The sequence below is a fragment of the Paraburkholderia sp. BR10882 genome, from assembly GCF_040948855.1.
In the GTDB taxonomy this organism is placed as follows: Bacteria; Pseudomonadota; Gammaproteobacteria; order Burkholderiales; family Burkholderiaceae; genus Paraburkholderia; species Paraburkholderia nodosa_A.
This window is the reverse complement of sequence record NZ_JBFPKP010000003.1, coordinates 335,678-347,606: the sequence shown is the minus strand read 5'-3', so window position 1 is coordinate 347,606 and position 11,929 is coordinate 335,678. Positions and strand designations below refer to the sequence as shown.

15 protein-coding genes are annotated in these 11,929 nt (G+C 63.0%); 5 read left to right on the top strand and 10 right to left on the bottom strand.

All coding sequences use genetic code 11. The annotated features are described in order from the left end of the window. Nucleotides 1–15: 15 nt before the first annotated feature. Entirely contained in the window at nucleotides 16–1,410 is a 1,395-nt protein-coding gene (locus AB3X99_RS10795; protein WP_368616913.1) for a phosphomannomutase/phosphoglucomutase, read from the bottom strand. Nucleotides 1,411–1,658: 248 nt separating this feature from the next. Here AB3X99_RS10795 and AB3X99_RS10790 point away from each other — a divergent pair, with 248 nt between their 5' ends. Then, the gene (locus AB3X99_RS10790; protein WP_368616912.1) at nucleotides 1,659–2,921 is read left to right on the top strand and encodes an oligosaccharide flippase family protein; all 1,263 of its coding nucleotides are present in this window, start codon (nucleotides 1,659–1,661) and stop codon (nucleotides 2,919–2,921) included. Continuing rightward, nucleotides 2,921–3,757, top strand: a complete 837-nt coding sequence (locus AB3X99_RS10785) for a glycosyltransferase (RefSeq protein WP_368617045.1) — start codon at nucleotides 2,921–2,923, stop codon at nucleotides 3,755–3,757. The genes AB3X99_RS10790 and AB3X99_RS10785 overlap by 1 nt, the downstream gene beginning before the upstream one ends. Before the next feature lie 405 nt (nucleotides 3,758–4,162). Here AB3X99_RS10785 and AB3X99_RS10780 read toward each other — a convergent pair whose 3' ends face one another. After that, entirely contained in the window at nucleotides 4,163–4,423 is a 261-nt protein-coding gene (locus AB3X99_RS10780) for a hypothetical protein (RefSeq protein WP_368616911.1), read from the bottom strand. Nucleotides 4,424–4,452: 29 nt separating this feature from the next. Here AB3X99_RS10780 and AB3X99_RS10775 point away from each other — a divergent pair, with 29 nt between their 5' ends. Continuing rightward, complete coding sequence (locus tag AB3X99_RS10775) at nucleotides 4,453–4,659, top strand: hypothetical protein (RefSeq protein ID WP_069267640.1); 207 nt, start codon at nucleotides 4,453–4,455, stop codon at nucleotides 4,657–4,659. A gap of 96 nt (nucleotides 4,660–4,755) precedes the next feature. Here AB3X99_RS10775 and AB3X99_RS10770 read toward each other — a convergent pair whose 3' ends face one another. The 6 genes from AB3X99_RS10770 to AB3X99_RS10745 form a co-directional block, all read right to left on the bottom strand. Continuing rightward, nucleotides 4,756–5,049: a type II toxin-antitoxin system RelE/ParE family toxin gene (locus AB3X99_RS10770; RefSeq protein WP_083245514.1), complete on the bottom strand. Its 294-nt coding sequence runs from the start codon at nucleotides 5,047–5,049 to the stop codon at nucleotides 4,756–4,758. After that, on the bottom strand, nucleotides 5,049–5,333 hold the full coding sequence (locus AB3X99_RS10765; RefSeq protein ID WP_368616910.1) for a CopG family ribbon-helix-helix protein: 285 nt from the start codon (nucleotides 5,331–5,333) through the stop codon (nucleotides 5,049–5,051). Before AB3X99_RS10765 ends, AB3X99_RS10770 begins: the two co-directional genes overlap by 1 nt. 240 nt (nucleotides 5,334–5,573) lie before the next feature. Continuing rightward, nucleotides 5,574–5,906 (bottom strand): helix-turn-helix transcriptional regulator, encoded by a 333-nt coding sequence (locus AB3X99_RS10760; RefSeq protein ID WP_368616909.1) that lies wholly within the window; start codon nucleotides 5,904–5,906, stop codon nucleotides 5,574–5,576. Nucleotides 5,907–5,999: 93 nt separating this feature from the next. Continuing rightward, nucleotides 6,000–6,530: a hypothetical protein gene (locus AB3X99_RS10755; RefSeq protein ID WP_368616908.1), complete on the bottom strand. Its 531-nt coding sequence runs from the start codon at nucleotides 6,528–6,530 to the stop codon at nucleotides 6,000–6,002. A gap of 97 nt (nucleotides 6,531–6,627) precedes the next feature. After that, nucleotides 6,628–7,008: a helix-turn-helix domain-containing protein gene (locus tag AB3X99_RS10750; protein ID WP_368616907.1), complete on the bottom strand. Its 381-nt coding sequence runs from the start codon at nucleotides 7,006–7,008 to the stop codon at nucleotides 6,628–6,630. Nucleotides 7,009–7,267: 259 nt separating this feature from the next. Beyond that, nucleotides 7,268–7,657 carry a helix-turn-helix domain-containing protein gene (locus AB3X99_RS10745; protein ID WP_368616906.1) on the bottom strand — a complete coding sequence of 130 codons (390 nt, stop codon included), beginning with the start codon at nucleotides 7,655–7,657 and terminating at the stop codon, nucleotides 7,268–7,270. Between the two features lie 177 nt (nucleotides 7,658–7,834). Here AB3X99_RS10745 and AB3X99_RS10740 point away from each other — a divergent pair, with 177 nt between their 5' ends. Together AB3X99_RS10740 and AB3X99_RS10735 are read left to right on the top strand one after the other, a co-directional pair. Beyond that, nucleotides 7,835–8,260: a hypothetical protein gene (locus AB3X99_RS10740; protein WP_368616905.1), complete on the top strand. Its 426-nt coding sequence runs from the start codon at nucleotides 7,835–7,837 to the stop codon at nucleotides 8,258–8,260. Nucleotides 8,261–8,282: 22 nt separating this feature from the next. Next, complete coding sequence (locus AB3X99_RS10735) at nucleotides 8,283–8,729, top strand: hypothetical protein (RefSeq protein WP_342921497.1); 447 nt, start codon at nucleotides 8,283–8,285, stop codon at nucleotides 8,727–8,729. Nucleotides 8,730–9,507: 778 nt separating this feature from the next. On the opposite strand, the gene traI is transcribed toward AB3X99_RS10735, so the two are convergent. Then, nucleotides 9,508–11,349, bottom strand: a complete 1,842-nt coding sequence (gene traI / locus AB3X99_RS10730; RefSeq protein WP_368616904.1) for a TraI/MobA(P) family conjugative relaxase — start codon at nucleotides 11,347–11,349, stop codon at nucleotides 9,508–9,510. Next, nucleotides 11,318–11,683 (bottom strand): hypothetical protein, encoded by a 366-nt coding sequence (locus AB3X99_RS10725; protein WP_368616903.1) that lies wholly within the window; start codon nucleotides 11,681–11,683, stop codon nucleotides 11,318–11,320. Before AB3X99_RS10725 ends, traI begins: the two co-directional genes overlap by 32 nt. Nucleotides 11,684–11,929: the final 246 nt, after the last annotated feature.

Here is an 11,929-nt window from a genome sequence, read left to right as displayed (position 1 = left end):
GGCCCCAGGGGTGGCTTAGAACGGCAGCTTCGCGTCCGGCTTCTCGGCGAGAATCACGCGTTTGAAGTCGGCCTGGATGCGCGCGAGCGCGGCATCGTTGTCGGCCTCGAAGCGCATCACGACCACGGGCGTGGTGTTCGACGAGCGGGCAAGACCAAAGCCGTCCGGATATTCCACGCGCAGGCCGTCGATGGTGATGACCTCGTCCTCGCCCGTGAACTTCGCGTTCTTCTGAAGCTTGGCGATCAGCTCGAAGTTCTCGCCTTCCTCGAGCTTCAGCTGCAGCTCGGGCGTGGCGTGCGAATTCGGCAGGTCGTTGAGCAGCTTGCTCGGATCGGCCACGCGCGAGAGGATTTCGAGCAGACGCGCGCCCGTGTACAGGCCGTCGTCGAAGCCGTACCAGCGGTCCTTGAAGAACACGTGGCCGCTCATTTCGCCCGCGAGCGGCGCGCCGGTTTCGCGCAGCTTCGCCTTCACGAGCGAGTGGCCCGTCTTCCACATGAGCGGCTCGCCGCCCTTTTCCTTCACCCACTTCGCGAGATTGCGCGTGCACTTCACGTCGTAGATGATCTGCTTGCCCGGGTTGCGCGAGAGCACTTCCTCGGCAAACAGCATGAGCTGGCGATCCGGATAGATGATCTGGCCGTCCTTGGTCACGACGCCCAGACGGTCGCCGTCGCCGTCGAAGGCGAAGCCGATTTCCGCATCCGTTTCCTTCAGCGCCCGGATCACGTCCTGCAGATTCTCGGGGTGCGCCGGGTCCGGATGGTGGTTCGGGAAATTGCCGTCCACTTCCGTGAAGAGCTCGACCAGCTCGCAGCCCATCGCCTTGAACAGACGCGGCGCCAGGTCGCCCGCCACGCCGTTGCCGGTGTCGACGACGATCTTCAGGGGGCGCGCGAGCTTCACGTCACTCAAGATGCGATCGACATAGGTGTCGGCAATGTCGTACTTCGTGTAGCTGCCCTCGCCCGCGTCGAAACGGTCTGCAACAATGCGGTCATACAGCGCGAGGATCTGGTCGCCGTAGATGGCCTTGCCGCGCAGGACCATCTTGAAGCCGTTGTAGTCGGGCGGATTGTGGCTGCCCGTCACGACGATGCACGAGTCCACGTTGCGCTCGCCGCCCGCGAGCTTGAGCGGCACGCTCGCGGCGAAGTAGCCCACGGGCGTGGGCACCATGCCGACGTCGACCACGTCCACGCCGGCCTCGCACAGGCCGTCGGCCAGGGCTCGCGAGAGATCGGGACCCGAGAGCCGGCCGTCGCGCGCGATCACCACGGCGTCGCCGCCCTGCGCGCGCACTTCGCTGCCGAAGGCGCGGCCGATGGCGCGCGCGGTGTCGGTGTCGAGCGTCTTGCCGATCACGCCGCGAATGTCATATGCCTTGAAAATCGATTTCGAAATCATGTTGGGGCTCACGTCCTGATGGGGATTCGGGTCTATCCGTAACACGGACAGGCAGCTGAAAGCCTTTCGCGTTACGAAAAGTGGGAACCGTTACAAACTATAATTGCCGTTTTTCGGCAGTGGTATGCACCCATTTTAATGCTTCGCCGTTTCCTTTTATTGCCAAAATATTCGTCAAAAATGGCGGAAAGATTGCGCATGCCGCGTGCCTGCCCCTTTTTTAGCGATTCCCGCCATGGCGAGGCGCGATGCTGAGCCTCAAGCGCTTTGGCAATCCCGACGTCGCCCGTGCGTTTGCGAACATCGTGTGGCTCGGCCTCGAGCGCGTCACGCAGATCGCGGTGGCCATCGTCATCAGCGGCGTGCTCGCGCGCTATTTCGGCCCTGACATCTTCGGCAAGTGGCAGTACGCCAACACGCTTTTGCTCGTGCTCGCGCCCGTGACATGGGTGTGCGGCGCCGAGATTCTCGTGCCCACCATCGTCAACCGGCCGCAGGAGCAGCTCGGCACCGTGCTCGGGAGCGCCTTTGCGCTGCGCATCGGCGTGTCGACGGCGGCGCTCCTCGTCACGTGGGCCGGCATTGCGCTCGGCGTGACCGACCCGATGGTGGGCGCCATGCTCGCCGGGCTCGCCGTGACGATGCTGTTTCGCGAGCCGTTCGTGGGCGTGATCAACGCCTGGCTGCAGAGCATGACGTACAGCAAGCCGCAATTGCTCGCGAGCATGACGACGGCGGTGATCAAGGCGCTGCTCGTGTACCTGCTTGCGCGCGCGGCGTTCGCGCCCGCCACCTTCGGCTGGCTCTGGGCGCTCGAATCGGCGGCGATTGGCGCGGCGCTGGTGCTCTACTTCCGGCGCCGCCACGGCGACAAGCTCGGCTGGCACGTGGACCGCTCGCTCTTCAAGCATTTCGCGAGCGCGGGCACGGTGTTCTGGCTTGGGCTCATCTGCATGTACCTGTTCCTGAAGCTCGACCGCCTGATGCTCGAGCGCACGATCTCGTTCGCCGATCTCGGCCGTTACTCCGCTGCGCAGCAGCTCAACGAGAACTGGATCACGCTCGCGCTCATGCTCTCGCAAACGATCGCGCCCGCCTTCGTCTACCGCGTGCAGCAGACCGCTCAGTTGCGCCGCAACCTCGTGCGTCTCTTCGCGATGACGGCCGTGCTGATGGTGGCCGGCGCGCTCGTGCTTGATGCCCTCGCGGGTTTCATCATCGGCCGCGTCTTCGGGCCGGACTATGAAGGCGCGATCGGCATCTTCCGTTGGGCCGTGTGGCTTTCGGTGCCAGCAGGGCTCGAAGCCATCGGCAACCTCGTCGTGCTCAAATATCAGGCGAGATTCGTGCTGCTCGCGAAATGGCTGCTCGCGCTCGCGGTGGCGTTCGCCGTGAATCTCGTGGCGATCCCGCGACTCGGCTCGTATGGCGCGCTGTGCGGCCTCGCGGCGGGCTATCTCGCGGCGGCCTGCGTGAACCTCTACTACATCCGCTTCAAGCTCGCTTCATGATGAATTCCTCCGCGCTCCCGGCAAACGACGCACGCGTAGGCGCGCTTGCCGATGTCGCCGTTCTTATGCCCGCATATAACGGCCAGGACGACGTTGCGCGCACGCTCGCTTCGTTCGATGAGGACGCCACCATCTATGCGCTCGTCGTCGATGATGGCAGCACGCCCCCCATCGTCGCGCCCGAGGTGCCTGGCATGTGCGTGGAAATCTTGCGGATGGCGCAGAACGGCGGCATCGAGCGCGCGTTGCAGGCTGGCATCGAGGCGCTCGCGGCGCGAGGGTTTCGCTACGCGGCGCGTATCGATGCGGGCGATCTCGCAGCGCCCCAGCGTCTCGCGAAACAGCGCGCGCGTATGGAAGCGGAGCCCACGCTCGCGGCGCTCGGCACGTGGACCCAGGTGGTCAATCGCGCGGGCGAGCCGCTTTTCATGCTGCGCCCGAGCAGCGACGCGCGCGCGCTGCGCCGTACGCGGCTCTTGCGCTCGCCGCTCGTGCATCCTTCGGTGATGCTGCGTGTCGATGCCGTGCTCACTGTAGGCAACTATCGCGTCCAGTATCCAGCCGCTGAGGACCTTGATCTGTTCCTGCGCCTCATGGAGCACTACGAGTGCGCGAACCTGCCTGAACTCGGTCTGTACTACGAACTCAATGAAGGCGGTATCAGCGCGACAAAGCGGCGCCGGCAGATCGTATCGACCTTGCGTCTGCAGTTGCGCTATCTGGACGTGCTGAACTGGCGCGACTGGGCGGGCGTTGCAAAGAGCCTGCTGCACTTCGTGACGCCGTACCGCACCCTGCACAGGATGAAGCGTGCGCTGTTCGCGCGCGGCACATAGCAAGGCAAAAGCACAGTCGCCTCCGCGATCAACGAGAGCCGTCCTCACTCCGCTCTCAAGGTCTTTGCACCGGCTGGGCTTGCCCGTCAAGATGTGCTTTCGCCGGGTCCATCTTGACCCGAAACGCCCGAAAAGCCCTTCCCGGATGGTTCCAGAAAATCAAGGCGGATCAATCGGCGTCGAAGACTAACATTGGACAGTGTCAGGAAAACCCGGGCGTTTCTAGAAAAACAGCCCAAAAGCTGGATTTGCGTCTAGCGTTCGGCGGTGCAGTCCGCGCAGGCGGCTTGTTGCGAAGCAGAGATGGATCAGGCCGGATCGAACGGGTGAATCGCGTCGAGTTGACGAGCCAACTCATCTTACATACGAGCGGTATCGAAGCCCAGTTGAAGTCTCGTCCAGATTTCATCGCTGGTGCCAAAGAAGCGGGGAGAGGTGCAGGCCGGTATCTACCGTAATGGCGCGACGGCCTGAAACGATTTCGCCGATGCGCGTTTGCTCAACGCCGATTTCCTTCGCGAGACGGTACGCTGCGATATCCATCGGAAGCGTGAATTGCTCCGACAGAAATTCCAGGATAGGAAACGTCGCGCGACATAGGCAGCACCTACTGGGGTAGTCGACGATCTCAACTTCAAATACGTTGCCCGCATGAAGCGCAAACACACTCGATACGGGTCGTTGATCCTGATGTTGTGCTGACCAACCCGATCACGCCCAAGCGCTTCCAGCTCATTGCGCGGCAGCACCTTCAGGTCATTCAACGCCTGCGCACGATTGGGCATCGCAAGCCTGCGCATGGCGACTTGCTCAAAGTTCACAAAGCCGGCAACCCGGGGCCCATTGACAAGGGCAGCGCTGTCGGCACTTTTGAAGTGAAGTCGGGCGGTTGGGAGCGGTAAAATCTGGCCGCGCTCGCATGGCCTATCCGGCTGTGAGCGCGAAGCGCTTCCGTCCCGCCTCATCAGATCGCCCGGCTCACATGAGAAACGGTAATATCAAACTTCGCGGTCTTCCCGCTGTTCGAAGAGACGGACGACCCGGACGACGCCGATGCCTTCGTCTACCTCATAACGCACTTCATAGCGGGACCAGAGTGCACGACGTACGTCGCCGTCGAACTGGCGCAACTGACGCCATACACGCGGCGCTAAGGGCAACTGCTCAACGAAATCGTAGAGGCCCTGCGCGACGCCCTGCGCGGCACGCTCTCCGTTATGGACGAGCTGGAACAGGACGAGACGCTCCAGGTCCTGAAGCGCCTCGTCGGCCCATTCGATTCGCAATAGCATTAGGCATCGCGATCCGTGGATTGCGGAAGAGCGGAGAACTTGCCCGCTGCGATGGAGTGCACCCAGGCGCGCACGCGCTCGTGCGCGACCGTGCGGCCCCCGCGCGCGCTTTCCAGGCCTTGCCGCGTCAGTCGATCACGCTCGTTTTCCTGCTCTACCAGATCAGCAAGAGCGCGATTCAGGATCCAGCCGCGTGGACGGTCCCAGCGCGCAGCCAGCGCATCTACCTGTTCGGCAAGCTCAACAGGCACATGCGCGGTAAAGGTCTTCGTGGCGTTTTCCATATCCAATAAGTCCCCTAATCGAGAGTAATCAAAACGATTAATATATTCTACGCCGATGCCAGGTCGCATGCGGCAGGCGAAGATGCCGCGCCGCCCGGTCTACCCTGGTCAAGGCGCCACGTTGCTGTGCACAAATAGGCGACAGCCGACCGCGCTCGCCTCGTGACGCCGAGTGCCGTGCACTTGTGTACTACCCTCATGTCTTGCTCGACGATAACGCAGTGTGTGACCCGATTTGAATCAGCGGTACTGGTTGATGCCGTAGGGGCACTGAAAGCACCGTGTCGCAGAGGGCCAGGACTCCGTCGCCGCAGCGCGGGGGCTTTCACCGCCCTCTTCCAGCCAAGACGCCCGGTAGTGCTCGGGACTGTCCAGCCACGCGATCACGTCGGCCGAACGCCACAGGGTGCAGCGTGGGCCAAAGCGGACAGCACGCGGAAAGCGACCGGCGTTCTCCAGCGTCAGGACCGTCTGCCGGGAGAGGCGAACGTGAGGGCGAAGGTCAACGAAACGCAGCAGGTAACCGGGGACGAGCGGCGCGGTCGGAATTGGAACGGAAGTTTTGCGGGCCACAGGACTACCTCCTGAACGCAGGCAGCCTCTTTTACGGTCGTAAGGACAAGCACGCGGCGCGCGCGGCAAGAGGCGGAGGAATCCGCGCAACGCTCAGGCGTGCGCGGCCCCGGGCGGAACGAGGCGCGAGGCGGTGAGCGTGTGATCGATCAAGCCAAGCCGCAGTCGCAGACGGCCTCGCAGCCGACAGAGAATGACCGGCAGCCTGTTGAGCATGGTCCGCGCGTGCAGCTCAACGACATGCCGCAATGAAAGCGTGAGCCGACCTAGCATGGTTGCCCACGCATCGATACGCGCGGCCTCCAGCCGGTTCACCGAGCGCATCTGCTGCGCATACATCCGCCCGGACAGTCCGTAAAGAATCACGATCCAGGCGAGCACGCCTGCGAAGCAATCGAACGTGGGGCCGCGCCAGGAGTGGAGGGCGAACAGGAATGTGAGAGCAACGAGCAGGACAAACGGCCCGATAACCACGGCAGGCGCAAAGCGCCACCGGCGTGTTTCCGTGTTCACATGCTGGCGAAACCCCTCGCAGCACATGCCAATCGCGTGGGCGGACAGGGCACCTGCGTCGCTCGTGCAACAGCGCAATTGCAGTTCGAGGGAACAGGGAATCTCGCTCATGATGAAAATACGTCAGGCTCCCGGCGCGAAAATCAGCAATCCACCTGCAACGCCTCGCAATTGAGGCCGTCGGCCACGTCGCACGAACGCAGCGCCCTTACCCGGGCTGCCCCTCTCCGCCATTTTCCTCGCCCTCCGACGCACCGATCATCGCCGCGACCAATGCCAACACTCCCCTCTTCTCCCGGGGCTTCAGTTCGCGATATCCGGCGAGCAGGCGCTCCTCATCGTGTTCGAGTGCCAGTGTTGCAGGATCCGACGCGCGCCCGGTCAGCAGGTACAGGACGTCGACGCCAACCTCGGCGATTCCTGCCAGATAGTTCGCGTCGGGATATCTCATACCCTTCTCGTAGGTAAATTGCGCCTGCTTCTGGACGCCGCCCGCATTGGCGAACTCTGTCTGGTTCATGCTCAAACGTCGCCGCTCCTGTTTCAGACGGATCGAAAAATTATCCATTTGCGTAATTTTTGTTGACATAGACGCCTTCAGTTACTAATCTGCCAAATGTACGCGTTCGAGTACTAACGGTAGTGCCCACGCGCCGCACGTCGGTTCTCGGCCCGCGTCTTCACACTTGCGGAGGAATTCTCCATGTCCACCAATGACGATATCCGCCGCGGCGCTCCAGCCGCCCATCCAACGCCACTCGCTGAGAGTCTCTTGAGGCCGGCCTACGCGTATTTCGCAAGCGAGGCGGTGACCGACTTGCCGGCGATAGGGGTGCGTGGCGTAGGCATTAGCCAGCGACGCTGTCGCGAGTCTCACCGGTGTTCCCGCTCTCGGGTGAACCGAGAATTGCCGCTACCAGCCCCTGCACGCCTCGCTTCTCCCGGGGCTTCAGTTCGCGGTATCCGGCGAGCAGCCGCTCCTCATCGGGATCGAGGGCCAGTGTTGCGGGATCCGATGCCCGCCCAGTCAGCAGGTATAGGACGTCGACGCCGGCCTGCGCAATGCCGGCCAAGTAGCTTGCGTCCGGATACCGCAATCCCTTCTCGTAGTTGGACTGTGCCTGCTTCAGCACACCACCTACGTTCCCAAAGTCTGATTGATTCATGCCAAGGCGGCGACGCTCCTGTTTCAGTCGAGCAGAAAAGAAGGAACTCGAATGTGGATTTTCAATTGACATGAATGAATTTGTTGACTAATGTGGTTGTACCGAAGCCCCGGGCACGACATCAGATCGGATACATCCCGGCCAAGCAAAAGCCGGCCGTTGCTCAAGGACGCCGTCAGTCACGATATGAATCACGAATCTGTTCATGTCTCAGCAGACGTTTTGCTTCTACCCGAAAGGAGAGATGCCATGTCGTTCAACTATGAAATCTGCGGCGCCCTTCCGGTCCGCGCCAGCTTCAAACATGCCCACGCCCAGAAACTCGCTGAAAGTCTAGCCAGGCCAGCCGACGTCTACTTCGCAACCGATACCGTGACCCATTCGCTCGTAATACGCGTGCGTGGCGCCCTCTCGCAGGACGAGCAGCAATCCATCGAGGACACGCTTGCACGTTTCGCGCAGAAGTGGGCAGCCGCCGGTGCGATCTTTAGCCGGCGACGCTATGGCGAGCCGTCATTCGTAGCATTCGGGCTTTCTCCCCACGTCGAACTGCTCGACGAGCTTGCTGACCTGCATCTCCAGATGGAAACGCTGCTGGGTCGCCAGGCGTTCATACTCGGCGAGCTCGGCGCAACGGACAAGGAAGCCTTGACCGAAGCGATCGTCGACGCGTGACAAGTGTACAGGGATGACTGTCATGGAAAAGGGAACCTACGTCCTGTCGGGCTCGTTGCCCGTGCACGACGACCTGGAAGCTGACCAGATCGACCGTGTCAGGCGGCACCTCAAGGGCTTCGCCACGGTGTATCTCGCACACGATCAAACCGCGCATACCGTTTCGCTGAATGTCTCCGGCACGATGCTGCGGGATGACGCGCGCATCATCGAGCGGCGCATCGAGAAGTTCGCAGAAGAAAACGGCACCGCCGGCGCCATCCTCCTGAGCGAATGGAATGGTTTGTCGGACTGGCTCATGGTTGGATTGAACTGGCATGTGCAGTGCCTCCTCAAGCTTGATGCCGTGCAGGAACAGTTCGCAAGGCTCGTGGAACGCGAACTCGACTTTGTCGTGCGGCTTGAGCCACCCGGCGACAACACCGACGGCCGCGCTCAGCCCCTCATGTGTGTTTCGATGACGACGTGACAGTTCGACCCGTCGCCAGGAGCCACAACTCATCACGGGCCGCGCCTCCCGATGTTGGGCAGTATTCTTCCCTGCTGCCCGGTGCAGAATCGCCTTGACATGGGCCGCCAGGTCGTTGCGCCCTCAACAGCCTTTCCGGTATTCGTGGCCGAAAAAGACGCTTGAGGCGTGCCGCAAGCGCGATCAGGCGGGAACCAGACTCTCGAATCGCCGCCACCGGCACCAGTGAGCGGCCGAGGGCGCAAGCCGGGTATGGACCGCGTCTGGCTTGAACAGCGAGAATTTCACGTGCAGCCTCCGTCTCCATGAGGCCCGGAATATCGACGGCGCAATTGGGCGACCTGTGACACCACCTGACAGAGGCTGAGGCCAAGCGAGGAAAACCGCAACCTGAAAAGCCGAAAGCCTGCTCGCGCAGGCTTTCGAATGTTGCTACGTCACGGCGCGCATTTGCACATCGATATAACGGGCCGCTAACGCGTACTCGGTCGTGCTTCGCACGTTGACCGGATCAGGTTGTCCCTGTCTTTATAGTCCAGTTCTGCGCATTCGACAAGAAACCGGCATCAACATGGCGTGCTAGTCCGGCGCCCGCGACCAGTCACGTACGACCTGTGACAATCAGTCACGCTCTGCGGCCCCGACGGGGCGGGGTATGCCACGCCCACCAGACATGAAGCCCGCGTCGCGGGCTTCATGTGCGCTGCGCATCCAGCGCAGCGCACAGCGATCTTCCGAACCACAGCGTCGTCCGGACTCGAACGATGTTTGCCGTTCGCTAACGCTCTGGCCCGTCCACCGGTGCTTGCGAGGGCATCGGTTGAGGTCCGCGCTCTCGCGATCGATTGATGGATTGATCTACCACCGGTGCGCGCGGCGCGGCCCGATCGGGCGCCTCTCGAACCGTATGCGCAATGTCCTGCGCCTCCCGCTCCCGGACGAGCGCCTGTCGCGTTGCCTCGAGCGCCGCGTCACCGAACTGGATGTCGAGGCGATACTTCACCACGAGCACGGCGGTACGTTCACGAAAATGCTCGCTGCCCGTCACGTCGATGCGCGGCCCGAACTTCTGACGCGCGAGCAACAGGCCGGTGAGCATGGCATCCTGGTGCGCATCGTTTGAGTCGAACACGACGCGCCACCCCTCGTCGGTCAACCGCTGCTCGCCCTGGTGCAGATAGTGCACATTGCCATTTGCCGTATCGACGCGCCACGTCCAGTTTTCCATGACGTGCGCGCGCCCCGGCGGGAACGGGTAGGCGTGCGGTGAGTGCGTTGCCGAAATCCAGTTGCCCCGCGGCGGTTGCGTGACGTGCCTTGGCGCGCGACGCCGCGCCCAGCCATAAAGTTGCGCGATGGCTGCCTCATCACCCTGCTGCGCCTGCATCTCCACCCACTGGCGATAGGTCTGCGCCCTCGTGAGCGTGTCGCGTTCCGCCCGTTGCTCTTCACGCAGGCGTTCGAGTTCACGGGCGCGCTCGAATGCCTCCACGGACGAGGCTGCCCGGCGTGCAATCGATGAGAGCTCACCGTGGCGGATATGCTCACGCACGAGACGGTGCCGTTCGAGCAGCTCGCGATATTGCGTCTCGTGGCGGCGTCGCATTTCCTGCATTCCGGCCTCGAACGCGTGCTCCTGGCGTCGCCTTTCATCGGCATACCTCGCGCGCAAGGCGGCCCAGCTGCTGGCACGCGCCTCCCGCCTGGCCGCATCTGTCTCGTCGATGTCACGCTCACCGTAGTGGCGCGCCGCCTCCGAGACCCGGACCATGCGCGCGGGCTCAACCCACGGCCCCAGGCGCCTTTCCAGGCTGCCCCGGCCCAGGCGCTCATCCAGGCTGCTGGGCTTGACTGGCGCGAGGCTATCGCGCCCTTTCGCATGGATTGCAAGCCCGCGCCCCCTGATGCGCAACTCCAGTGCGTGTTGCGCGAGCGCCTCGTGGAGATCCTGCCAGGTGACGCCGGGTCGGGACAGCGCAGCCAGCACGTCCCGCAGTGGCGCCCCGCCAATGTACGTGGCGAGACTTTCGATTCCGCTGAAGCTCTCCATGTCGCGCGCCCGCGCGGGCAGGCTGTGTCGCGCATTGCCCGGCGATGGAAGGTCGCGCTCAACGACGGGTTCTCCGTCACGCTCAACGACCACAAAGGGCCCACGATCGTGCTCCCAGCCCTGACGCAATTCCAGCTCGCGCATGCAGCGACCGAGTTTCAGGTAGCTCAGGCCAGGATGCACGGCGTGGCCCGTTTGCAGGCTCACGCGGTTCACGACGACGTGCAGATGTACCCTGGCAGTATCGCGATGAACGGCGAATACGTACTGATGCTCCCCGTGCGGCATGCCCAGTGCTTCGAGAGCGCAGCGGCCTGCCTCGAACACCTGGGCGCTGTGCGGCTGCTCACCCTCGCGCCAGGCAACGACGAAATGGAAAACCGGTCCGCGCACACGGACGTTACGGTGCGCCACGGCGCGCATCTCCAGATGCGCGGTCTCAAGCGACAGGCAGTTGGTGAGCAGCTCGACTTCGGGTTCGCCCTTCTCAGCGGAGCGCATCACATAGCTGATCAGCGAGCGACACCCGCGCCCCGCGTCACGCCCTTTGGTCAGTACCCTTGCCAGCATCGTCGAGACCGCGGATTGCGTCGATGACAGCCTGCTGTGCGGCTTCGATTTGCGCCACGAGCACCGCACGCTCCGCAACTGAAAGCATCTGCGCGTCACCCAGGCGCGTAACCAGTTCGCCTATGCGGCGCTGCTCGTGGCCAAGCATGACCAGCGCATCGAGCATGCGGCTTGTGCTGACATTGCGTGTCCTGCGCCCGAGAGCGCAGGCCCGCAGATACTCGGAAAGCGTGATGCCGCAGTCGGCGGCCTTCTGGACGAGGATGCTGTGCTCATCTCGCGTCAGGCGCGACCTGACATTCGTGTACTGCGTGGCTTGCTCGCTGGCGGACATGCTGTTACCTCCATGGATGTTGCCAGTACCATGCGCGAGCCCGCACGAGCGCAGAACCTCGCCGCGCACAGCCTGGCAAACGCCGTTAGCGGCCACGCTCTGGGCGCCAGTAGCGAGCGCGTCATCGATACATCGCTCATGCATCGCCTGCGGCAGAGCTGCACAGGCGACCGCCGGGCGCCGGATTGCCAGGTACTGCCATGCATGACACCTCGCGCCTGGCGAGGTCGCCGGGATGCAGGCGAG